General features: G+C 69.7%; 27 protein-coding genes. 13 read left to right on the top strand and 14 right to left on the bottom strand.

The window, feature by feature from the left end:
* Positions 1–201 precede the first annotated feature (201 nt).
* The gene (locus ACFWU9_RS17265; protein ID WP_384319103.1) at positions 202–555 is read right to left on the bottom strand and encodes a PRC-barrel domain-containing protein; all 354 of its coding nucleotides are present in this window, start codon (positions 553–555) and stop codon (positions 202–204) included.
* 445 nt (positions 556–1,000) lie between these two features.
* On the opposite strand from ACFWU9_RS17265, the gene ACFWU9_RS17260 reads away from it, so the two are divergent.
* Positions 1,001–1,930, top strand: coding sequence for a S1 family peptidase (locus ACFWU9_RS17260; protein ID WP_384319101.1), 930 nt, complete (start codon positions 1,001–1,003; stop codon positions 1,928–1,930).
* 108 nt (positions 1,931–2,038) lie between these two features.
* Here ACFWU9_RS17260 and ACFWU9_RS17255 read toward each other — a convergent pair whose 3' ends face one another.
* Positions 2,039–3,013 (bottom strand): NAD(P)-dependent alcohol dehydrogenase, encoded by a 975-nt coding sequence (locus tag ACFWU9_RS17255; protein WP_384319099.1) that lies wholly within the window; start codon positions 3,011–3,013, stop codon positions 2,039–2,041.
* A gap of 171 nt (positions 3,014–3,184) precedes the next feature.
* On the opposite strand from ACFWU9_RS17255, the gene ACFWU9_RS17250 reads away from it, so the two are divergent.
* Complete coding sequence (locus ACFWU9_RS17250; protein WP_384319097.1) at positions 3,185–3,667, top strand: nitroreductase family deazaflavin-dependent oxidoreductase; 483 nt, start codon at positions 3,185–3,187, stop codon at positions 3,665–3,667.
* A 26-nt stretch (positions 3,668–3,693) separates the two neighbouring features.
* Here ACFWU9_RS17250 and ACFWU9_RS17245 read toward each other — a convergent pair whose 3' ends face one another.
* The 10 genes from ACFWU9_RS17245 to ACFWU9_RS17200 form a co-directional block, all read right to left on the bottom strand.
* The gene (locus ACFWU9_RS17245) at positions 3,694–4,677 is read right to left on the bottom strand and encodes a terpene synthase family protein (RefSeq protein ID WP_384319095.1); all 984 of its coding nucleotides are present in this window, start codon (positions 4,675–4,677) and stop codon (positions 3,694–3,696) included.
* Entirely contained in the window at positions 4,674–6,032 is a 1,359-nt protein-coding gene (locus ACFWU9_RS17240; RefSeq protein ID WP_384319093.1) for a cytochrome P450, read from the bottom strand. Before ACFWU9_RS17240 ends, ACFWU9_RS17245 begins: the two co-directional genes overlap by 4 nt.
* 9 nt (positions 6,033–6,041) lie before the next feature.
* Complete coding sequence (locus ACFWU9_RS17235) at positions 6,042–7,673, bottom strand: prenyltransferase/squalene oxidase repeat-containing protein (RefSeq protein WP_384319091.1); 1,632 nt, start codon at positions 7,671–7,673, stop codon at positions 6,042–6,044.
* Between the two features lie 80 nt (positions 7,674–7,753).
* Positions 7,754–8,836, bottom strand: coding sequence for a polyprenyl synthetase family protein (locus ACFWU9_RS17230; protein ID WP_384319089.1), 1,083 nt, complete (start codon positions 8,834–8,836; stop codon positions 7,754–7,756).
* A gap of 148 nt (positions 8,837–8,984) precedes the next feature.
* Entirely contained in the window at positions 8,985–10,262 is a 1,278-nt protein-coding gene (locus ACFWU9_RS17225) for a cytochrome P450 (protein WP_384319087.1), read from the bottom strand.
* A 26-nt stretch (positions 10,263–10,288) separates the two neighbouring features.
* Positions 10,289–10,870, bottom strand: coding sequence for an ATP/GTP-binding protein (locus ACFWU9_RS17220; protein ID WP_384319085.1), 582 nt, complete (start codon positions 10,868–10,870; stop codon positions 10,289–10,291).
* Between the two features lie 10 nt (positions 10,871–10,880).
* Positions 10,881–11,258 carry a DUF742 domain-containing protein gene (locus ACFWU9_RS17215; protein ID WP_384319083.1) on the bottom strand — a complete coding sequence of 126 codons (378 nt, stop codon included), beginning with the start codon at positions 11,256–11,258 and terminating at the stop codon, positions 10,881–10,883.
* Positions 11,255–11,668: a roadblock/LC7 domain-containing protein gene (locus ACFWU9_RS17210; RefSeq protein WP_384319342.1), complete on the bottom strand. Its 414-nt coding sequence runs from the start codon at positions 11,666–11,668 to the stop codon at positions 11,255–11,257. Before ACFWU9_RS17210 ends, ACFWU9_RS17215 begins: the two co-directional genes overlap by 4 nt.
* Positions 11,669–11,670: 2 nt before the next feature.
* Positions 11,671–13,044 (bottom strand): sensor histidine kinase, encoded by a 1,374-nt coding sequence (locus ACFWU9_RS17205; RefSeq protein WP_384319081.1) that lies wholly within the window; start codon positions 13,042–13,044, stop codon positions 11,671–11,673.
* A 580-nt stretch (positions 13,045–13,624) separates the two neighbouring features.
* Positions 13,625–14,311 (bottom strand): SDR family NAD(P)-dependent oxidoreductase, encoded by a 687-nt coding sequence (locus ACFWU9_RS17200; protein ID WP_384319079.1) that lies wholly within the window; start codon positions 14,309–14,311, stop codon positions 13,625–13,627.
* A 337-nt stretch (positions 14,312–14,648) separates the two neighbouring features.
* On the opposite strand from ACFWU9_RS17200, the gene ACFWU9_RS17195 reads away from it, so the two are divergent.
* From ACFWU9_RS17195 to ACFWU9_RS17150, 10 genes are all read left to right on the top strand, one after another.
* The gene (locus tag ACFWU9_RS17195) at positions 14,649–14,963 is read left to right on the top strand and encodes a gas vesicle protein (protein WP_384319077.1); all 315 of its coding nucleotides are present in this window, start codon (positions 14,649–14,651) and stop codon (positions 14,961–14,963) included.
* A 64-nt stretch (positions 14,964–15,027) separates the two neighbouring features.
* Positions 15,028–15,498 carry a gas vesicle structural protein GvpA gene (locus ACFWU9_RS17190; protein ID WP_384319075.1) on the top strand — a complete coding sequence of 157 codons (471 nt, stop codon included), beginning with the start codon at positions 15,028–15,030 and terminating at the stop codon, positions 15,496–15,498.
* A gap of 3 nt (positions 15,499–15,501) precedes the next feature.
* Positions 15,502–16,215, top strand: a complete 714-nt coding sequence (locus ACFWU9_RS17185) for a GvpL/GvpF family gas vesicle protein (RefSeq protein ID WP_384319073.1) — start codon at positions 15,502–15,504, stop codon at positions 16,213–16,215.
* 91 nt (positions 16,216–16,306) lie between these two features.
* A complete protein-coding gene (locus tag ACFWU9_RS17180) occupies positions 16,307–16,564 on the top strand; it encodes a gas vesicle protein GvpG (protein WP_384319071.1) in 258 nt (85 codons plus the stop codon).
* A gap of 26 nt (positions 16,565–16,590) precedes the next feature.
* A complete protein-coding gene (locus ACFWU9_RS17175) occupies positions 16,591–17,148 on the top strand; it encodes a hypothetical protein (RefSeq protein ID WP_384319068.1) in 558 nt (185 codons plus the stop codon).
* The gene (locus tag ACFWU9_RS17170) at positions 17,141–18,319 is read left to right on the top strand and encodes an SRPBCC family protein (RefSeq protein ID WP_384319066.1); all 1,179 of its coding nucleotides are present in this window, start codon (positions 17,141–17,143) and stop codon (positions 18,317–18,319) included. Before ACFWU9_RS17175 ends, ACFWU9_RS17170 begins: the two co-directional genes overlap by 8 nt.
* Positions 18,320–18,380: 61 nt before the next feature.
* On the top strand, positions 18,381–18,800 hold the full coding sequence (locus ACFWU9_RS17165) for a gas vesicle protein (protein WP_384319064.1): 420 nt from the start codon (positions 18,381–18,383) through the stop codon (positions 18,798–18,800).
* Positions 18,797–19,627 carry a GvpL/GvpF family gas vesicle protein gene (locus ACFWU9_RS17160; RefSeq protein WP_384319062.1) on the top strand — a complete coding sequence of 277 codons (831 nt, stop codon included), beginning with the start codon at positions 18,797–18,799 and terminating at the stop codon, positions 19,625–19,627. Before ACFWU9_RS17165 ends, ACFWU9_RS17160 begins: the two co-directional genes overlap by 4 nt.
* The gene (locus ACFWU9_RS17155) at positions 19,624–19,842 is read left to right on the top strand and encodes a gas vesicle protein (protein ID WP_384319060.1); all 219 of its coding nucleotides are present in this window, start codon (positions 19,624–19,626) and stop codon (positions 19,840–19,842) included. The genes ACFWU9_RS17160 and ACFWU9_RS17155 overlap by 4 nt, the downstream gene beginning before the upstream one ends.
* 89 nt (positions 19,843–19,931) lie before the next feature.
* Positions 19,932–20,315 (top strand): gas vesicle protein K, encoded by a 384-nt coding sequence (locus tag ACFWU9_RS17150; protein WP_384319058.1) that lies wholly within the window; start codon positions 19,932–19,934, stop codon positions 20,313–20,315.
* Between the two features lie 45 nt (positions 20,316–20,360).
* On the opposite strand, the gene ACFWU9_RS17145 is transcribed toward ACFWU9_RS17150, so the two are convergent.
* Positions 20,361–20,798 carry an Asp23/Gls24 family envelope stress response protein gene (locus tag ACFWU9_RS17145; protein WP_384319056.1) on the bottom strand — a complete coding sequence of 146 codons (438 nt, stop codon included), beginning with the start codon at positions 20,796–20,798 and terminating at the stop codon, positions 20,361–20,363.
* A gap of 142 nt (positions 20,799–20,940) precedes the next feature.
* On the bottom strand, positions 20,941–21,483 hold the full coding sequence (locus tag ACFWU9_RS17140) for a DUF1707 domain-containing protein (protein WP_384319054.1): 543 nt from the start codon (positions 21,481–21,483) through the stop codon (positions 20,941–20,943).
* 291 nt (positions 21,484–21,774) lie between these two features.
* Here ACFWU9_RS17140 and kdpF point away from each other — a divergent pair, with 291 nt between their 5' ends.
* The gene (kdpF, locus tag ACFWU9_RS17135) at positions 21,775–21,864 is read left to right on the top strand and encodes a K(+)-transporting ATPase subunit F (RefSeq protein ID WP_384319052.1); all 90 of its coding nucleotides are present in this window, start codon (positions 21,775–21,777) and stop codon (positions 21,862–21,864) included.
* The last annotated feature ends 32 nt before the right edge of the window (positions 21,865–21,896 follow it).

Here is a 21,896-nt window from a genome sequence, read left to right as displayed (position 1 = left end):
CGGACAGAGTCACGGCCGACTTGGAGAGCCTCGTTCCCCTTCGATTCCGGCCAACCGGAGAGCATTTCCGGTCGAATTCAAGAGAATGACCGAATCCCCGTTTCGGCGCCGATACGAAAACGCGCGCTTTCTTTCTGCGGCATGCGCGTGGGGCGGACCGGAAAATATCCGGTCCGCCCCACGCGGCGTGTGCGCTCCGCGTCAGCGGGGGCGGTGACCCTCGTAGTAGCCACCGACCTGCTCGTGATATCCCGCGTCGCCGACGTGCTTGTCCTTGTCGAACTCCGGGGAGCCCTTGATCTGGTCCTTGGTGAGATCGACGAAAACCGTGCGCGTGGCCTGGTCCACCGCGCTCACGACGCCGGCCGGCAGCAGAACGTGCTTGCCGAAGATCCAGACGCCCGTGTCGACCACGAGGTACGAGGAGCTGACGTCGTCGGAGTGCTTGTCGACCTTGCCGATGCCGCCGTCGCTCGCCTCGACCTTGTAACCGATCAGGTCGGTGCCCGCGGTGTGGCCGGCGGTCGGCTGGTAACCCCAGATGCTGTCACTCATGAAACGTCTCCCTCACACATAGAAATGCTTTCCCAGCGTTGAAAAGCTGACGGCCGGGCGGAATTCGCGCCCTGTCCGTTCAACGGCGAATGCTTTCCCTGACTCATCGCGTGCCCGGCTATTCGGGCCTCACACACCCGGCCGCCCCCGATGAATTCCGAACTCGGCCGCGACAGGCGGCCCGCACCCATCCCCACCTGCGCACGTCCGCGCGGGCGGCATGCCGAAAAATATTTCCCTGCGGCAACTGTCGGACCGGATGCGGATCGGAGGGATCCACCGGTCCGGACGGAGAAGATCGCGCGAGCACCTGGGGCGGCCCACGGGTGGCCTGAAGCAGGCCTTGGCGGCGCCCGGTGCGATGAGAGAATGACCGCTTGTCAGGGACATGCCGTTATTGAGTGGTAGGTCCCTCCCTGTTCCCGACTCCTCGTAGGAGGAAGACGTGAGCACCAACCCCCTCAGACGCACCGCCCGGCTCTTCCGGCGGTCCGTGACCGCCCTCGCCGTGCTCGTCCTGCCGGCTTCGCTGGGGCTGGCCGGCCCCCAGGCGGCGCAGGCCCAGCCGCGGACGTTCAGCGCCACCGAGCTCGCAGCCGCGGGCGACGCCGTCCTCGCCGCCGACATCGCCGGAACGGCCTGGGGCGTCGACCGGGCGACCGGCACCGTCCTGGTCACGGTCGACAAGCGCGTATCGGCCGACGAGATCGCCGAGCTGCGCAGGAGCGCGGGCCCGCACGCCGGCGCCCTCACCTTCGAGCGCACCGCCGGCACCTTCCGGCCGCATCTCCAGGGCGGCGAGCCGGTCTGGGGCAGTTCCAGCCGCTGCACCGCCGGTTTCAACGTACGGGCCGGCAGCGCCGATTACTTCGTGACCGCGGGCCACTGCACCGCGATCGTCCCCACCTGGTACGCGAACTCGACACGCACCACGCTTGTCGGCCCGACCGCGGGGACCAGCTTCCCGGGCAACGACTACGGCATCGTCCGGTACGCCAATGCCGCGCTGCCCCGGCCCGGCACGGTCAACTGCGGCGGCACGATCATCGACATCACCGGCCCGGCGAACCCCGTTGTCGGCCAAAGCGTCTCGGTGGCCGGCAGCACCACCGGCTGCCACGGCGGCGGCGTCACCGGCCTCAACGTCACCGTCAACTACGGCGGGAGGGACATCGTCAGCGGACTCATCCGCACCACCCTCTGCTGCGAGCCCGGCGACAGCGGCGCCCCGGTGTTCACCCTGACCGGGGACGGCACCACGGCACTGGCCGTCGGAATCCTCTCGGGCGGCTCCGGCAACTGCACCTCGGGCGGCACTTCCTTCGTCCAGCCCATCAACGAGATCCTCACCGCCTACGGCGCCGTCCTCACCTGACCCGGTCCGACCGGTCCGACCGGTCATCTGATCCCACCTCGCCCGGCCCGCCCGGCATCCGGCGGGCCGGGCGAGCGCCGACCCGCGCGGGGCACAATCAGCCGTTCGTCACACGGTGATGACGACCTTCGCGCGCGCGTGCTCCACTTCGAGGTATCCGATGGCTTCGGGTGTCCCACTCAACGGGTAGGTCCGGTCGATGACCGGGGTGAGCTTCCCCGACTCGGCGAGCCTCCCCAGCGCCGCCAGGTTCTCGTCGCTCTGCGTGGCCGTGAGGACGAGCAGCCGGTGGCGGACGAAGCGCGACATCAGATGGCCCTTGATGATCAGACCCATCGGCCCGAAGAGGCTCCCGCCGCCGGACACGCCTCCACCGGAGAGGACAAGCCTCCCCGCCGGTGTCAGCGCCCGTCGGCACTCGGCCAGCGAACGGTTCCCCACCAGGTCGAAGACCACGTCGTAGTGCCGTCCGCTCCGGGTGAAGTCCTCCACGGTGTAGTCGACGAGGTGGTCCGCGCCCAGCGACCGGACCAGTTCCAGGTTCCGCGTACTGCAGACACCGGTCACCTCCGCGCCGAGCGACTTGGCGATCTGTACGGCGAAGGTGCCCACCCCACCCGACGCGCCGTTGACCAGTACGTGCTCTCCCGGCCGGACCTCCCCCGCGTCGCGCAGGCCCATCAGGGCGGTGTTTCCCGCCAGGGGCAGCGCGGCGGCCTGCTCGTACGACAGGCCGTCCGGTTTCGCCTCCACCACACGGTCCGGTGCGCGGACGTATTCGGCGAACGCCCCCTCGGCCTCCCCGAACACGTCGTCCCCGGGACGGAACCGCTTCACGTCCTTGCCCACGGCTTCCACCCGGCCCGCGAAGTCCGTGCCGCGGATCTTCGTCTTCGGCCCGCCGAGTCCGAACGCCAGACGCGCCACGTACGGGTCGCCCCGCATGACGTGCCAGTCACGGGCGTTCAGCGAGGCCGCGTGGACCCGCACCAGCACGTCATGGTCCCCGACGGCCGGTTTCTCGACGTCCCTGAGCTCCAGGACGTCGGGTGAGCCGTACCGGTCCTGGACGATCGCCTTCATCGGACCCTCCTGTGACACATGAGTTCGGTGCGATAGGGGTGGGCTGACCGGTAGTTCAGTACTCCCACGAGAGTAGGCGAGCGACTTCGGCGCGGGTATCGGGGCAGACCCTTAGGTGACGGAGCGGTCCAGGTGACGGAGCGGTCCGCACCACGGCGACGGGAGAACGCGATGCCACTTGAGGGCGAGTACGGGCCGAGTCCGGCGCAGTGGGTACGCGAACAGGTCGAGCTGTACGAGAGTTCGGGCGGCACCCAGGGCACCACGCTCCGGGACACCGGCCTGCCGGTCGTCATCGTCACGATGCGGGGTGCCAAGAGCGGCAGGATCCGCAAGATTCCGCTGATGCGCGTGGAGCACGAGGGGCGGTACGCGGCGGTGGCCTCGAAGGGCGGCTTCCCGCACCACCCGGTCTGGTGCTTCAACCTCAGGGCCGACCCGCGCGTGGATCTCCAGGACGGCCCCGAACGCCGGGGCATGACGGCCCGTGAGCTCGCCGGGGACGAGAAGGCCCAGTGGTGGCGGCGCGCGGTCGCCGCGTATCCGCCGTACGCCGAGTACCAGGAGAAGACCAGCCGCGTGATCCCCGTCTTCGTGCTCGAACCCGCGCACCTGACCGGACCGCCGAACACCCTGGCGCCGACGGCGGACTGAGCCCCGGACCCGCCCGCTCGCCGCGCCTACGGGCCGGACGAGGCGTCCGCCACCTGGTAGCGGGGGTGGCCGGTGTGCCAGAGGTAGGAGCAGGCGATGGACTTGAGGGCCCGCGCGTGGTCGGAGAGCGGGCCCTCGGCGGCGGACAGTTCGGCGATCCGGGCGGCGGCCACCGCGGATCGCCGTTCGCACATCCGGGAGGCCCGTCGGAACGCTTCGTCGAGGTCGCAGCCGTGCTCCCGCATCAGCAGCGCGGGCAGAGTGAGTGCGCTCGGCCCGCCCCGGGCGGTCTCCTTCGCGTACGAGGCGAGGTCGTTGATCCAGCCGGCGAGGTCCGCGACGGCCGACTCCAGTTCTCGGACCGGCTCCGACGACCGGTCCGATTCCGGCAGTTCGTAGCCGAGTGCGGCCTCCGCCGTCGCGACGAGGGTCCGTACGAAGACGGTGTGCGGACGCATCGCGCGGTAGTCGGACAGGGTGATGTGCTCGGCACTGTCGATGTGGTGCGCCTCCCACAGGATGCCGAAGAGGGTGTCCCGCAGGTGCCCGGTGAGCCGCAGGTACTGAAGAGGGGTGGCCCGTGCTCCGAATCGGGCCAGGAGGTCACGGAGCGCGGCGCCGAAGGGGCCCGGGGCGCCCGGTGGTTCGTCGTGGCCGGCGATGAGACGGACGCAGCCGGCGATCGTGCGGGCCAGGCGCGCCGGATCGCGCGCCCCCGCGGCCTCGCCGTGCGCGTCGTCGAACGCGGCGAGCCACACGAAGAGTTCGGCGCAGAGGAAGAGGCCCTCCCGGTCGGCCGTCGGGAACGTACGGGCCACCCCTTGGCCGGTGATGTCGGCCAGGGCGCTCCGTCTGCGCTCCGGGCCGACGAGCGCGTACGTCCCCAGCCACTCGGCGGCGTGCCGCTCGATGTCGTCGGCGTACGCGCTGGCCGGGAAGGGACCGGGGAAGGAGCCGCTCAGGTCGGGCATCGGCAGGACCCGCGGGTCCGCACGGGCCGTGTCGCTCATCGGGCCTGCCCCGCGAGGGTGTGGTGTCTGAGTTCGGGCACCATGCGCAGGGACGAGGGGTGTGTGGTGATCGCTCCGACCGGGCGCACGCGTCCGGGTGTCGGCCGCAGCCGCCAGCGGTGCGCCACCAGCGCGGTGATGATGATCGCCTCGGTCCAGGCGAACGCGTCCCCCATGCACATGCGTTTGCCGGAACCGAAGGGGATGAACGCGCCCTTCGGCGGCTGGGGGCGGTCGGGGAGCCAGCGGTCGGGGTCGAAGCGCAGGGGGTCGGGGAAGAGGCCGGGATCGCGGTGCAGCGCGTAGGCGCTCCAGATCACGTCCGAGCCGGCGGGCAGGGTGAACTCGCCGAGTCTGACGTCCGAGACGGCCTGTCGGGTCACCAGCCACGCCGGGCTGTACAGCCGCAGGGTCTCGCTGACGAGCCTGCGGGTGAGGACGAGGCGGGGCACGCGGTCGGCGGTGAGCGGGCCTTCCGCGAGCACCGCGTCGACCTCCTCGTGGAGCCGGCGCTCCAGGTCCGGGTCCCGGCCCAGTTCGTGGAAGAGCCAGGCGAGGACGACCGCGGTGGTCTCGGAGCCCGCGGCGAGCAGTCCGGTGACCTCCGAGAGGATCTCGTCGTCGGGCAGTGTCGCGCCGGTCTCGTCCCGCGCGGTCAGGAGCAGCGACACGACGTCGTCGTAGGCGTCGGGGTCCGCCCGGTGCTCCGCGATGATGTCGGTGACCGCGGAGCGGAGCGCGGTGCCGGCGGCCTCGACCCTGCGGTTGCGCCGGGTGGGCAGTCGCTCCAGGGCCGATATGGGCAGCAGGGCCCGTTGCAGGGCGGTCCGAAAGACGGTGTCGACGCTGTCGAGGATCGTGTGGGCGGGCTCGCGCGGGGGCGTCGCCGAGAAGAGGGCCGACATGACGACGCCCTGCGTCATGAGCTGCATCTCGGTCTTCAGGTCCAGGGGGCTTCCGCCGTCCCAGGCCGCGATGTACGGGTGGACGGTCTCCCGCATCGTCTTGACGTAGCAGGCGATCTGCTCGCGGTGGAACGCGGGCTGCATCAGCCGGCGCCGGCGCATGTGCGGCTTGCCCTCCGCGACGGGCAGGGCGTCCTTCCCGAAGAGTTTGAGCTTCTCGAAGAGCAGCCCTTTGGTGAACTCGTCGGCCTTGCTGGTGAGCATGGTGTGGATCAGCTCGGGCGAGTTGACCACCGTCAGCGTCTTCGGGCCGACGGTGACGCGGACGACGGGGCCGTGCGCGCGCACGCTCTGGACGAAGGCGAGACGGTCCTTGATCAGAGGTACGGCGTGCCCGATGAGCGGCAGTTTCCCGGGCGCGATCGGTGGCAGGGTGATGCCGTTCGTCATGTGTCCGTCCTACCTTTCCGCGTCTGTGGACGTGTCGGTGCCTTCGGCCGCGGTCGACTCCCCGCCCGGCCGTCCGTGACGGGTCCTCAGCAGCTCGCGTACGGCGAGGACTTCGGCCTCGATCATGGCGCCGGGGGCGTAGAGGGTCTTGTCGTGCCAGAGCGCGGGGTGGTCGCCGGTCCCCGCGACCGCGTCGAGGTAGGTCTCGGCGCGGTCCAGCGCGCGGGCGTGCCGCGGCCCGTGCCGGGCGGTGGACAGGAGGATCTGGGCGCCGTACGCGGTCTCCTCGGCGGTACCGCCCCACACCCCCCAGGAGCCGTCGTCGCGCTGGGTGTCGAGTGCCCAGGCCACGGCGGTCTCGACGGCCGCGGCGGCGTGCTCCGCGCCGTGCTGTACGGCGGCCTCCTTGAGCGCGGCCACGCACCGTGCGGTGGCGTAGTAGGGGGAGGCGTGCCATTTGTCGGGCCAGGTTCCGTCGGGTCTCTGCTGGCCGACGAGCCAGTCGAGCAGCGTCTGGGTCCGGGGGCCGTAGAGCCGCTCTGTCGCGGGGTGGCGGCGCTGGTAGCGGCCGAGCGCCTGGAGGGCGTGGGCGTTGGCGGTGATGGAACCGGTGTCCTCGCCGACGTAGCAGTCGTAGTGGCTGCCGTTGTGGAACAGGTCGAGCGGCTGGGGGCTGTGCGGCAGGCCGACCAGTGAGGACACCAGCACGGCCATGGCGGTGTCGTCGGCGTCGGTCATGAGCCCGGGCGCGCCCCGTACTCCCCGGGGGTCGTAGATGTCGGCGGCCCATCTCCGGACGGTGGGGAGGCTGGCGGCCGGCAGGCTGGCACGGGCCAGTGCGGCGGCGACCCACAGGCGCTCGAAGACGACGATCGGGGCCGCCTCGGGGAAGCTACCCGCGTAGCGCTGTGCGACGGATTCGAGGACGGCGACGGTTCCCGGCGCGGGTGGCGCCGAGGCCGTGGTGGCGCGGGCGGCGGTCGCGGCCGGTGAACTGCCCAGCAGATCCGGTCGGTCGGGTATGAGGCCCCGCGATATGTACCCGGCTATGCCCTCGAAGGTGTGATGCAGCTTGACGGGGAGGCTCCCGGTGGAGGCGTAACGCTTCGCCGCGTACTCGGGCACGCTCTGGTCGTAACCCCGGGGCAGCGCGAGCGCGGGCCCGGGACGCCATCCGTCGATGACGGGTGTTCTCGCGTCGGCGATGAGGGAGAGCTGCTCGTTGATCTTCGCGACCAGGCTCGGGACGAGGATCTCAGCGGCGGCGGTGTCGGGCCAGGGTCCTGCCGTGGGCAGCGCGCGCAGGGCGGCGAGGCCCCCGTCCACCGCCGAGGCGAGCCGGCGGGCCGTCTCCGTGGACGCGCCGCCCCGTCGCAGGACGGCCAGGGCGGCCTCCACGGCGCTGAGCGTGGGCAGCAGCCGGTAGCGCGCCGGGCCTTCTCCCCAACTGCCGTCGGGGGCCTGCTCGTTCAGCAGGTACGCGATCCTGCGTGGTTCGCCGGGCAGCCAGGGGGCCGCCGAGACGACCCGGGCGGTCTCGTACAGGGAGGGGCGGACGCTGCCCCACCTGTCCTGGTCGACCCTCGCCACCAGATCCGCTGCCTGTTCGGAGTAGGTCGCGTGCACGACCGTGTCGCTCATGGGCTGTTTCCACCTCACGGTTGCGGTGACGGCATGGGGACGGTGGTCGGGTGCCGGTCCGTGGCGGCCACGGACGGCGGTCATGTCTGCCGGTCCGTGGCGGCCAGCGCGATCTGGCGCAGCTGGGCGGAGACGGCTTCCGGGAAGGGCGCCTCGTCCAGGGCGGCGAGGGCCTCGTCACGGCGTTCGCTGATCATTTCCTCCACGGTCCACCGGGCGTCGGTGGACTCCAGGATGGCCCGGACCTCGGCGGCCCGGTCGTCGTCGAGGTCGCTCCGGCCGACGAGGCCGCGCAGCGTCTCGCGCTCGGCGGGAGAGGCCCGTTGGACGGCGAGGGCCATCAGTACGGTGGCCTTGCCCTCGCGCAGGTCGTCCAGGACGGGTTTGCCGGTCTCGGCGGGATCGCCGAACACACCGAGCAGGTCGTCGCGGAGCTGAAACGCTTCTCCCAGCGGGATACCGAACTCGGTGCAGGCGTCGAGCACGGCCGGAGCGGCTCCGGCCACCGCCGCCCCGATGTGCAGGGGGCGTTCGACGGTGTACTTGGCGGTCTTGTAGCGGATGACGTGCAGCGCCGTTTCGAGGTCGCCGGTCAGCCGCCCGGTGGTCTGGAGGTCCAGGAGCTGGCCGTACATGACCTCGCTGCGCATGTCGGCCACCAGCGGCAGCACCTGGGCGAGCGTGTCCGGGTCCAGACCCGCCGTGTGGAGGAGCTCGTCGGACCAGACGAGGGCCAGGTCGCCGAGGAGGACGGCCGCGCCCAGGCCGTGTGCCTCGGCACGGCCGAGGGGACCGCCGCTGTCGGTGTACGCGGCGGCCAGCGCCCGGTGCGCGGACGGCTGCCCGCGCCGGACGTCGCTGTTGTCCATCACGTCGTCGTGCACCAGGGCGAACACCTGGAAGAGTTCGAGGCTCGCGGCGGCGCGCAGGGCGGCCGTCATCTCACCGTCCCCGCTGGCGGCCTGCCATCCGTAGACGCACAGCACGGATCTCAGCCGTTTCCCGCTGGTGAGGAACGTACGCAGGGTGGTGGTCAGATAGAGCAGCTCGGCTCCCGGCGCGGCCTGGTCCTTCGCGTCGAGGAATCCGGTCAGGGCCGCGCTCACCTTGTGCCGTACGGACGAGAGGCTCGGCGGGCTGGTGCCGGGACGGGTGTGAGTCATGGTGGTTGATCCCCTTTCGGTCGAGAACCGGTCTGGGCGGTTCCGTTCGGGCAGAGGACAGGGCCAGGACAGTGCTCGTCCCGGGAGTGCCACGGTGGTGCGGGTCCTTCGCCGACGGCACCACCGCGACACGGCATGGGAGGGCAGGTTAGGGAGTTGTCACCGACGCGCGGTCGCCTGCCGTCGAGGGCGACCCGGTGTCCGTCTTCGGACCGGAGGAGCCTCGGCTCCAGGGGGTGACGCCTTCGGCGTCGGGGGTCAGCGGGGTGAACCTGGCGGGCAGCGACGTGAGCGTCCGGTGGACGGGCCCGTCGCGGTAGGTCAACTGATCGGCTTTCACGGCCAGTTCGATGTCCGGCAGATAGCTGGCGAGCCTTTCGATCGCGGCGGTGGCGATCAGCAGGGCAAGGTCACGGGCCGGGCAGGCGTGCGGCCCGGCGGCGAACGCCAGGTGGGCCTTGGTGCCCGAGCGGTAGCCGTCGGCCGGTATGCCCGCGTGCGGGCAGGTGTTGGCGGCGGCGTACGACACCATCACCGGGGAGCCGGCGGGGATGTGCGTGCCGTGGAAGGTGACGTCCTTCCTGGGGAAGTGGAAACTGTAGTTGGCCACCGGCGAGTCGTGCCACAGCGCGTCGTCGATGGCGTGCTGGACGGGCAGACTTCCGGTGGTGAGCGTGCCGAAGTACCGGTCGTCGCTGAGCATCCGGACGCATGTGTTCGCTATGAGGTTGGCCGTCGTCTCGTTCCCGGCGCCGAAGACGATGATGACCTGGTTCATCACCTCTTCCTGGTTCAGCCCGTTGGGGTGGTCCATGAACCAGGAGGTCAGATCGTGGCCGCGCTGTGCGGCCTTGGTCTGGTAGAGGGCCCCCAGGTAGGCGCCGAACGCCTGGGCGCCGGCCGCCTTCCGCTCCGGATCGGTGTCCACCATGGCGGCGAGGGCGTCCACCAGCTTGGGACCGTGCTCGTCCTCCATTCCGAACAGGGCGTTGAAGATCATCAGCGGCAGCTGCTGTGCGTACTGGCTGACGAGGTCGACCTTCCCGGTGTCCGCGAAGTCCTGGAGCAGCCTGTCGGCGTAACGGAACGTCAGTGTCCGGACGTCGTTGGGATCGAGGAGCCGGAAGCTGTCGGTGATCACCTTGCGCAGGTGCGCGTGCTCGTCGCCGTCGGCGAAGAAGAGGCTGGGCCGCCACTCCACCAGGGGCCTGATCGGACTGTTCTCCGGAACCTTCGACAGCCAACTGCGCGTGTCCTTGGTCCAGGTGGCCGTGTCCTGGAGAAGTTCGAGCGCGGCCTGGTAGTCGGTGACGAGATGGACGACGAGATCGGTGTCGATCTCCGCGACGCCGACCGGCCCCTGGCGGCGCAGGAGTTCATAGCTGCGCTGGGGATCGGCGGCGTGCTCGGGCCCGTGAAGGGGCACGACTGTTGGGGCTGGTGGTGTGATGCTCACGAGGCTCCGACTCCGGCCGAGGATATGGAATGGGCGGTCAGTGCGATGAGTGCGCTGAGAGTGCTGTCCATCTCGCGGGCATCACAGGTGACGAGTGGGGTGGCTGGTGCGAGGTCGAGCTTCCTGCGCACGATCTCCAGGTCGTAGTCAGGTGAGTCAGGAAAGGTATTGACTGCCACGGCGTACGGCAAACCGCGCTCCTCGATGAGATCCATCACCTCGAACGATTCGTCCAGGCGCCGGGTGTCGACCAGGACCAGCGCGCCGAGCGCTCCGAAGGCGATGCCCTCCCACAGCGGAAGGAAGCGTCGCTGCCCGGGAGTTCCGTACAGATACAGGACAACTCGGCCGCCCGGCAGGGTCAGTCGGCCGAAGTCGATGGCGACCGTGGTGGTCGTCTTGTCCCGCAGGCCGACGAAGCTGAGGTCGTCGGAGCCGGCCGCCGCGTCCGTCATGACCTCGTCGGTGTGCAGCGTGGGGATCTGGGACAGCGTCTTGATCGCGGTCGTCTTGCCGACGCCGAGAGGACCCGCGACAAGGATCTTGGCTCTCTGGTGGTCCTCCTCGGGGAGGTACACGGGACGCGGGCTAGGCGACACGGAGGGACTGGAGTCCACTCAGCACCTCTTCCATGAGTTGCATCGAGGGCCGGCCGGCGCGCGAGGGTGCCAGCGCGTCCGGCACCGGCACGCTGGCTTTTAACAGGCCGTCACTGACGAGTTGTTCGGCGAGCATCAGGCCGACGCTGGCCGGCAGCCCGAGATAGGCGGCGATCTCGACCGCCGTGAGGGAGCCGTCGGTCACCAGCTCGACGACGCGCCGGTGCACCGGCGTGTGGTACGCGGCGAGCGGCGCGCCGCTGGCACGCAGCGCGGTCAGCGTGTCGAGGGTGGTGGGCAACGCGGCACCGCCCGCTCCGGTCGCCAGGTACGCCGGAAGCAGGCGCCGCTGATGACCGCGGCTCATGACGCGCCGTCGTGACTACGCGCGGAGACGGACATGTGCTGCTCGCCGAGCTTCTTCGCCTGCCGCGCCATCATGTGGACGACCACGCCCATGTGCATCGAGTCGTCGCCCGCGGCCGCGATGAGCGTGTTGGCACCGGCCGGCATGACCATGTAGGTGCCCTCGGCGATCTTCACCGTGACGGTCTCGATGGGGGTGTCCGGTGCGGCGCCGAGCGCCGGGATGACCGCGGCGCGGGAGGCGGCGTGCAGGGCGGAGGTCATGGCGGCCACACCGTCCGCGTCGTCCTTCGACAGGTTCTCGGACCGGGCCTGGACCATCCCGTCGAGGGTCATGAGCAGGGCGTGGTGGACTCCTGGGATCTCGGTGATGGGGTCCAGGTACCAGGTCTCGTTCTCGCCGTTGGGCATGGTCACTTGGTTTCCTCCGAATCAGAACCGGTTCGGCTGCCTTCGAGGCCGTCCTGGAACTCGCTCCAGGCCTTGCGAGACCGCTCCGGGTCCGGAGCACGGTACGAGGGGACGGCGAGACCGCCCGTGGATGCCGCGGGCCCGCGGCGGCGACGCTGCGGCAGACCGTCCGCGCCCTCGGGCGCGGAGGCGCGCGACGTCTCGTCGCTCGGGGCGGTTTCGACGGGCGGGGCGGGCCGCCGCTCCGCCTTCGGTGCCACGGTCGGCTGGGGGGCCATCGCGGACGGCGGCTCGGCCTCCTCGTCGATGGAGGCCAGCAGGTTCGGGGGAATGGTCACCACAGCGCGCACCCCGCCATAGGGAGAGGGATTGTCGATGGAGACGTGAAAGCCGTAGTCGGCGACGAGCCGGCCGATGGCGACGAAGCCCTGGGAGGGCGGGTCGCCCAACTCGGTGAGCATCACATCTTGGTCGGCGGCCGACACCAGCCGCACACCCCGGGCCGCCGCTTCCGCGGTCATGCCCTTGCCGGCGTCGTCAACGGTGATGCTGACGTTGCCGTTTCCGGTCTGGATCAGGCTGACATCCACCGCGAGGTCGTCGCGGGAGTGCTCCAGCGCGTTCGCCATCAGCTCCGCGCAGGCCACGGCGACGGGCTCGGCGGCACGTCCGACGATCCCGACGTTGGTGGCTATTCGCGAGTTGATCTTGATCCGGTCGAAGCCGCGCAGCCGGGAGGAGGCTCCCGTGACGATCTCGGCCACGTAGGTGTCCTTGCGGACGTGTCCCGGCCAGGCCCCGCACACGATCGCGGTCCGCTGGACGAGCCGCAGATTCTGCTCGTTGAGGTGGTCGGCGGCGAGCATACGGTGCGTCAGCTGCCGCGATCCCGTGAACTCCCGCTGGAGGGCGTCGAGTTCCGACTGGAGCCGGTACGAGAGCGCCTGCGAGTCCTGGCTCGCGCCGCGCAGGGCGGCCCTCGCGGCGGCGTCGACGCGGCGACGCTCGGTCAGGACGATCTCCGAGACCTTGGCGAGTACGGAGTCGAGGAGTTCCGCCTCCTCGGGCCCCGTCGTGGTCTCGTGGAGCAGCCCGGGGACGGGGTGGTGGGAGCTGATCAGATTGAGCTTGAGAGCGGGGAGCCGGGTGGAGACGAGATGACCCACCTCGGCGCGGAACCGCTCCTCACGGGCCTCCAGGTCGTCCGTGCGGGATTCGGCGGAACGCGTGCGCGCCTCGGCGCTCTTCAGGGCTGCGTCCATTTCTCTGCACCGTCGCACCTGCTTGCGACGTGAGAGAGCCAGCAGCAGTGCGACGACGGCCATGACGAGCGTCACGGCGCCGAGCACGACGGCGGGTTCTGAGGGAGAGGTCACGGAAAAAAGGTCCTAGGGGTTCGAGGGGGGAATGGGCGGGGGTGGCGACGCTGCCGACGCTCCCCCGCCCCTGGCGGGGGTTACATCGGGCGGTGCCGGGGGCCTGGCGTGCCGAGGGACCGACGATTCGGGGGAGCCGGGGAAACGGAGTCACCGGGCTGCCCGGACCACGAGGGAGGGACGTGTGTCTGCTCACCCCTGGCGGCTCCTCGCGAGACCGTGCGAGGGAGATCATCCGTCCGGTACACAGCAAACGTCCCTTTCCGTGCGTCACAGATGCCGGCCTTCGTCATGCAACGCCCGGACCGGCCGTGATTGCCCAGATTCATCAGTGAGACTCCACGGCGGACAGAGGTCGACACAGTTTGCCCGCGCCAACAAGTGCAGCCGCACCTCGGGTAGGGATCACGCCAAAGCGTCGCCAGCTTAAGGGAGTTGACTTCAAACTTCAGCGCGAGCGGCCAGGCCGTAATGATCTTGCCGGAAGAAACTGGGCCAGGTGGGGAGCAACCGCCGGACCAAGAACAGCCACCACCCCCTGGAACCCCCACCGTTTGTCCTCACGACCGCCGGAAGGCCTTCACCAACGCAGCTCCCCGGCCTCGTCCTGGAAGGTCCCCGTCGGACCGTCCACGCCGAGGGTCGCCAGACGGACGACGGTTCTTGCGCTCTCCTCCGGTGACCGTCCGACCCCGAAGGCCGCGGTCATGTCGGTGGCGGTGGTGCCGGGCTCCAGGGCGTTGAACTTGATGCCCGGCTGGGACTTGGCGTACTGGATCGTCAGCATGGTGGCCGCCGCCTTGGACGCGGAGTAGAGCGCGAGCGGCAGATGGAACTCCGGCCGCTCGGGGTCGGTCACCGCCCAGAACGACCCGGCGCTGCTGGACACGGTGACCACGACGGGATTCGGGGATCTGCGCAGCAGCGGAAGCGCGGCCTCGGTGACGCGCACGATTCCCACCGCGTTGGTGTCGAAGACCCGCAGAGCCGTGGGGCCGTCGGTGGCTTCGCTCCCGAGGACGCCCGCGTTGTGCACCAGGACGTCGAGCCGCCCCTCGGCCGAGTCGATCGTCGCCAGCGCGTCGCTCACCGACGCGTCGTCGGTCACATCGAGTTGCACGAATCGCGCGCCGAGCGTGGCCGCGGCCTTCTCGCCCCGCTCGGCGTCACGTGCGCCGATGTAGACGTCGTGGCCCAACTCCATGAGCTGTCGGGCCGTTTCGAAGCCGATGCCCTTGTTGGCTCCGGTGATCAGTGTGACGGTCATGCGTTTCCTCTCCGTACCTGTGGCCCGGGCGGGCGCGGTGGTGGACGTGGCGGACCCGGCTCAGACCGTTTTCTGTATCCAAAAGTCCAAAACTCGGCCGTGCGGACCCGTCCACGCGCGAGACGCTACCACGTTCTGTATTTCAGAATCCAGAACGAGTGTGGCCGCACCGGAGGTCCGAGGACCCCGGACTCCGTGGCCGCGAGAGGGCGGTTGGTTCCCATTCGGGGGTCATGCATACGTTCGGACTCCACGGGCACTCGCAGTTGAGGCCGCGAATGAATGGCCGACCGACGACTCCGACAGGAAGTCCGACGACCCACGACGGGCGGAGAACATGGCGACGACCAAGAGCACCGACAGCGAGACCGGCAAGAGCGCCGAACGCGGCCAGGGGCGTATCGACGTCGCCACGGCCATGCGAAAGGCGGGCGGCCAGCTCGCGGAGTTGCTCGGGTGCGAGCCCAGTTCCGTTTCCGCGCTGAAAGCCACGGACGACGGCTGGACCGCCGACGTGGAGGTCGTCGAGATCGAGAAGATCCCGGACACCACGAGTGTGATGGCTTCCTATCGTGTCTCCCTCGACGGTCAGGGCCAGCTCATGGGCTACGAACGAATTCGCCGGTACTCGCGTGGGCAGGTCGACCGCTGAGTCGGACCGCCTCCGCGTTCATTGCCGGACCGTGGGAAACAACTCATTGGAAGGAAGGCCGACCATGAGTCTCGTACAGCAGAGCAATGCCAACAACAGCTCGGGCGGAAGTGGATCCGGGAACCTCTACGACGTTCTTGAACTCATTCTCGACAGGGGGCTCGTCATCGATGCCTTCGTCCGTGTCTCCCTCGTCGGTATCGAGATACTCAAGATCGATGTGCGCATCGTCGTCGCCAGTGTCGACACCTATCTCCGTTTCGCCGAAGCCTGTAACAGGCTGGACCTCGAATCGGGCCGCAAGGCCCCCGCCCAACTCACCGACATCGTCGGGGACACGGTCGAGAGCGGCGCCAAGGGCAAGTCGAAGGGCGCCCTGTCGGGCGCGGTGGAAGCCTTCAGCGACTCCTTCAAGAGCGGACGCGACAGTTCGGACGACGACGACTCGGACGAGAAGGAGAAGGAGCGCCGCCCCGCCCGCAAGTCCACCGCGTCCAGTGGCGCTCGCCGTACCTCGCAGCGCCGGGAGGAGTAGCCGATGCCCACCTACATCTACGCGATCACCGGGGCCGATCACCCGTTGCGGCTGGACGGCCTCAGGGGCGTCGGCGATCCGCCGTCGGACCTGCGGACCGTCAGGACCAGGCATCTCGGGGCCGTCGTCAGCGACACACCGGCGGACCTGCGGGCCAAGCGCCGCGATCTGGTCGCCCACCAGAGCGTGCTGGAGCGGCTGATGGCCGAGGGGGCCGCGCTGCCGATGCGGTTCGGCCTCGTCGGTCCCGACGACGACCAGGTGATCGCCGCCCTGGAGCAGGAGCGGGAGAACTACACCGCCCGCCTCGGCGAGCTCGACGGCCGGCTGGAGTACAACCTGAAGGTCTCGCGGGCCGAGGAGAGCCTGCTGCGGGAGATACTCGCCGCGTCGCAGGAGGTACGGCGGCTCAGCGAATTCACGCGGCAGAATCCCGGGGCACAGAAAGAGAAGATGGCTCTCGGCGAACTCGTCTCGCAGGAGATCCAGGCGCGACAGGGCACGGCGGGAAACGAGATCACCGCCACGCTGACCGCCGAGGCGGAGCGTGTGTCGGCTGCCGAGCCCACCAAGGCGCACTTCCTCAACGTCTCCTTCCTGGTGAAGCGCGACGAGGCCGCGAAATTCTCGCAGGCGGTGTACGAGGAGTCCGAACGGCTCGGCGACGACTACGAGTTCACGCTCAACGGGCCGCTGCCGCCGTACAGCTTCGTCTGACGTCACCGCGGAAGCGGCTTTCGACGCCGTTACGGCTTTCCGTGCCGGTACGGCTTTCCACGCCGGCGCCGAAGCTGATCGGAGGAACGTGATGGGGCTGATCACCGGCATTCTCACCTTTCCGCTCGCCCCCGTCCGGGGCACGGCATGGGTGATCGATCAGGTCGTTCTCGCCGCCGAGCGTGAGCTTTACGACCCGGAGCCCGTACGTGGGCAACTGGCCGCGCTGGAGAGGGAACTGCTGAGCGGTTCCATCGACGAAGAGGAATTCGACCGGCGCGAGGACGAACTGCTGGACCGGCTCGAAGAGTGCGAGTCCTACCAGAAACGACTGGAAAACAACTCCTGACCACGGGAGATTGAGGTGTACCGCAGATGACAGGCAATGCGAAGACGGGTATCGCCCTGGTGGGCGGATATCTGTTGGGACGTACGAAGAAGGCAAAGCTCGCGATCGGTTTCGGCATGTTCCTGGCCGGCCGGAAGATGAACTTCGACCCGAGGCAGCTCGGCAAGCTCGTGGCCAACTCCCCCGTGCTCGGCTCGCTGAACGACCAGGTCCGCAAGGAGTTGGTGGACGCCACGAAGAGCGCGGCCACCAACGCCCTGACCCACCGGGCGTCCGGCCTCGCCGACTCGCTGCACCGGCGCACCCTCGAACTCGACGGCAAGGAAGAGCCCGCCGAGGAGCGCGAGGACGACGAGCGCGACGCGGACCGTGACCAGAAGGCGGACGACAAGCCGGCTCCCCGGCGTAAGTCCGCGGCGAAGGCGCCCGCCAAGTCGGCCGGCTCGGCCGGCCGGTCCGCGGCCAAGGCCACCTCCGGCGCCCGCCGGACCGCCTCCGGCGGCGCGCGCAAGAAGACGGCAACCCGGGCGCGTAAGACCGCCTCGTCCGCCGGCCGGAGTGAGCGGGGTGGCGACAATGGCTGACACCGCGTTCGGCAGGCTCAAGGACGACGTGGCGAAGAACCCGGCCACCGACCGCCTCAAGGAAGAACTCCGGGAGTACCTCCGGGCGCGCGCCCAGCACGCCGTCACCAACCTCGGGCACCGGCTCGGCGAGGGTGTCGGCAAGCTGGCCGACGGCAAGGACGGACCGGGCGGGGCCGTCAAGAGCCTCGCCAAGGGCGGTCAGGCACTCGGCGAGGGCAAGTCCCCCGCGCAGGCCGCCCTGGCCGCCGGGACCTCGCATCTGAAGGACACCGTCAAGGACAAGGTGAAGGGTCTGTTCGGCAAGGGGCGCAAGGGCGGTGGCGGCAAGTCGAAGAGCGTCACCATCACCGAGGACATCGACGTCGGCGTGCCCGTACGCGAGGCGTACGACCAGTGGACCCAGTTCCAGGAGTTCAGCACCTTCGCCAAGGGTGTCGTCAGCGTCGAGAAGGCGGACGACACCACCAGCAACTGGAAGGTGAAGGTCGCCAAGTCCACACGCAGCTGGAAGGCGAACGTCACCGAGCAGGTGCCGGACGAGCGGATCACCTGGACCACCGAGGGCGCCAAGGGCACGGTGAAGGGTGTGGTGACGTTCCACGCCCTCACGGACAACCTGACGCGTGTGCTGCTGGTCCTCGAATACTTCCCGAAGGGGCTGTTCGAGAAGACGGGCAACATCTGGCGCGCCCAGGGCCGCCGGGCCCGGCTCGACCTCAAGCTCTACCGGAAGTTCATCATGATGCGGGGCGAGGCCACCGACGGCTGGCGCGGCGAGATCCGCGACGGCGAGGTCGTGCTGGAGCACGACGAGGCGGTCGAGCAGGAAGAGGCGCGCGCGGAGGACGCCGCGGATTCCGAGGAGCCGGAGGAGTCGGAGGAGCCCGCGGAGGCGGAGAACGCCGAGGACGACGGCTCCCTGGACGAAGACCCCGAGGCGGACGCCGAGGAGGACATCGATCCCGACGCCGAGTACGTGGACGAGGAGGACCTCCCCGAGGACGAGCGGGAGGAGTACGACGACGAGGCTCCCGCCGAGGACGAGCCCCGCGCGGACGACGGTGACGACGAGGAGCCCCTCGACGAGGTCGAGGAAGAGGTCGAGGAAGAAGAGGAAGAGGAGCCGGCCCGGCGTACCCGGCGCCGTACCGTCCCGGCGGGTCGCTGACCCGCGTCGCCGACAGCACAGACAGGGCTGATTCCACGTGTCCGATTCACTGGCCGGCCGTATGGGGACCTCATCGGGAGCGTCCCCGTACAGCCAGCAAGGCTCCTCCGCCAATCTCGCCGACATCCTTGAGCGCGTCCTGGACAAGGGAGTTGTCATCGCGGGCGACATCCAGATCAATCTGCTGGACATCGAGCTGCTGACGATCAAACTCCGGCTGCTGGTCGCTTCCGTGGACAAGGCCAAGGAGATGGGCATCGACTGGTGGGAGCACGACCCCTCGCTCTCCTCCATGGCCCGCCCCAAGCGGCAGCTGAACGGCGCCCAGGGCGGCTCCGGCGACGACTCCCTCGATCCGTCGGCGGATCGGCTGGCGCTGGAGAACGAGCGGCTGCGGGCCGAGATAGCGGAGTTGCGGGCCGGTGTCGGGGCGGGCGCCTCGCGTACGGAGAGCGAGCGGGAGAACGGGGACGGACGGTGAACCCGGTCACGGAGGCGTCCCCGATGGTGTACCTCTACGCGGTCGGCCGCGCGGGAACACCGCTCGACACCGGGTTCGCCGGCCGGGGCGGTATCGGGGACGGGCCGCTGCGGACGGTGCGTGCCGGTGAACTCGTCGCGCTGGTCTCGTCGGTCCCGTACGACTCCTTCGGCGCGGACGCCCTCAAGGCGCGGATGGAGGATCTGGCCGAGCTCGAAGTGCTGGCCCGCACGCACCACTCCGTGGTCGAGGCCGCCTACGAGCAGGCGACAGTCCTGCCCATGCGGCTCGCGACGGTCTATCTGGACGACGCGCGGGTGACGGCGATGCTCAACGAGCGGGGCGAGGAGTTCCACGCGCTCCTGTCCCGGCTGGAGGACCATGTCGAACTCGGTGTGAAGGTCTACGCGGACCCGCGCGCGGCCGTCGTACCGGCCGAGCCGGAGCAGGAGCCCGAGATGAGCCCGGGGCGCGTGTATCTGCGCCGGCGCCAGACACAGCGGCGGGGCCACCGCGACTCCTACGCCGCGGCGGGAGCGGTCGCCGCGGAGATCCCGGCGCGTGTGGCGGGCCTCGTCGGCGGCCGGGTGGCGCACCGGCCCCAGCAGGGCGATCTCGCCCAGGGGCAGGGCGCCGGGGAGAACATCGCCAACGAGGCGTATCTGGTCCCGGCCGCGCGCGTCGCCGACTTCCGCGCGGCGCTGGCGGGGCTCGGCGAGGAGACGCCGGGCGTACGGGTCGAGATCACCGGCCCCTGGGCGCCGTACTCCTTCGCGACACCGCCGCGGTCGGCGGGCGGCGACGGTACGGACGGTGTGCCCCGGTGAGCGACGGACCGGGCATCGCGCCGACCGACGAGGGGTCCGTCGAATCGCTCGCGGGGCGCCAGGTGGCGCTCGTAGACCTTCTCGACCGTCTTCTCTCCGGAGGCGCCGTCCTCACCGGCGATCTGGTGCTGTCCGTCGCCGATGTGGATCTGGTGCACATCAATCTCAGGGCCGTCATCCGCTCCGTCACGGCCGACGAACCGGGGCCGTGGTGAACGGACCGGTGGATGGAACGGCGAGCGCGCCCGTGAACCGGCCGACGGCAGCCGGGACATCCCGCACCACGCCGTACGAGGAGCACACCATGGCTGACGACGACGCGAGGTTCGGGGAGGTCGCGCGGGCCGCGGCCCGCGCCTTCGATCTCGTACCGACGGGCCCCGACGACCCGGCCCCCGGACGCGGAATCGCCCAGCGCCTGGAGACGGATCCGGACACGGTGGAACGTGACTTGATCAAACTCGTCCTCACCATCGTCGAACTGCTCCGCCAGCTGATGGAGCGCACGGCACTGCACCGCGTGGACGAGGGCGATCTCCGCGAGGACCAGGAGGAACGCATCGGTATGACGCTGATGATCCTCCGGGACCGCATGGCGGAACTCTGCGAGCGCTACGACCTCACGATGGAGGACCTGAACCTGGACCTCGGCCCCCTCGGCTCGCTGCTGCCCCGCGATCCCGGTTGAGACTCCGCGGCCTGCGACTCCGCGGCTAGCGGGTCCGTGGGAGGGTCAGCGTGCGCGGGGTTCTTCGTTGCCCTGGTCGTCCGAGTCCGGCAGGTGTACGTCGAGGACGTCGATGTTCACCTCGGCGACCTCGAGGCCGGTCATGGTCTCGACGGCGTCGGCGATTCCCGACCGGATGTCCTCGGTGGTCCGGGTGATCGGATAGCCGTACTCGACCACGACGTCGACATCCACCGCGGCCTGCTTCTCACCGACCTCGACCTGTACCCCGCGGGTCACGTCGTCGGAACGGCCCATCTTGTCCCGCGCGGCCCCCAGGGTCCTGCTCATCGCGCCGCCCATCGCGTAGACGCCCGTCGCGTCACGGGTGGCGATACCGGCTATGGAGGCGACGACCGAGTCCGCGATCGTCGTCGTTCCCTTGACGGCCCCGTGGTGGTGGCCGTTCGACATTGCTGTTGACGTGGCTTCTTTGACTGCCATGACCGACTCATCTTCCTGGTGTAGGGAGCGATGTCGCGAGTGATTGCACAGCCGCCGGAGCTTTCCCGGGTCGGCCGTACCCCCTATCCACTGTGCTCCGCACATCCCCGTCACGCCATTCGGGTGAGCCGCGGCGGGACGCTCAGCGGCGCGCGTGGCGGATCTTGAGACGGCCGAAGCCCATGGTTCCGGAGATCCGGATGGTCGGCCCGCCGGTGCCCGAGCGGCGCGGGGGCTTGTAGCGGGTGTCCTTCCAGCCCGTGGCCATGTTCTCGAACTCGACGATCGCGTCGCGGGGCACCGTGATCCGGGCCCTGCCGGTGCCGAGCTGGAGTTCGATGTCGATCACCGGGTGCTCGATGACCGCCCGGGAGAGATCCAGATGGACGTTGCCGAAGGAGGACTCCACCTTGAGGGTCCGGGGCACCCGCCACGCGCCGCCCCGCTGGATCCGTCCGGTATGGACGCCGATCGTGGACGTGGTGGGCGGCTCCTCCGCCGGGAGCGAGACCAGGGCCTCCTCCAGCGCGCCGTGCGTCTGCGCGGTGAGTGCCTGGCTGAGGAGTCCGTCCATCTCCTCGTGCGAGAGGTGGCCGTCCGCGTAGGCCTCCTGCAGGCGCCGTACGGCCGTGTCGCGGTCGGCTTCACTGATCCGTTGCCGCCGGTTCTCCGGGAGGGAAGTCACCGGTTCACTCTAATGCCGGTGCCACGCCGGTCGGAGGCCCCGCGACGAGGTCGGACCAGGCCCGGGACCTTGAAGACGGCCAGGAACTGTAAGGAAGGCGTCAAGGCGGAGCCCACGGCCGTAAGAGAAGCGTCAGTGAGAGGCGTTTCCGCGAAAACCCGGGCTTTCCTCTAGAGGTCCATGATTTCCCGACCTCTTTCAGGAGCTCACGATGGCCGATCTGGCCTTCGTCGTCACCACGATCGCGGTGTTCGCGTTGGTGGCTTTCGTTGCCAGGGGGGTGACGAGGCTGTGACCGTGGAGAACATTGTCGGTCTCGTCATCGCTGTTGTTCTGCTGGGCTATCTGGTTCTCGCCCTTCTGTTCCCGGAGAGGTTCTGAGTCCTGATGAGCCCCGTTCTTGCCGGTGTGCT

It is taken from the genome of Streptomyces sp. NPDC058653 (assembly GCF_042716895.1).
In the GTDB taxonomy this organism is placed as follows: domain Bacteria; phylum Actinomycetota; class Actinomycetes; order Streptomycetales; family Streptomycetaceae; genus Streptomyces.
Note: the sequence above shows the minus strand (reverse complement) of the source record. Positions and strands in the feature narration are given on the sequence as shown.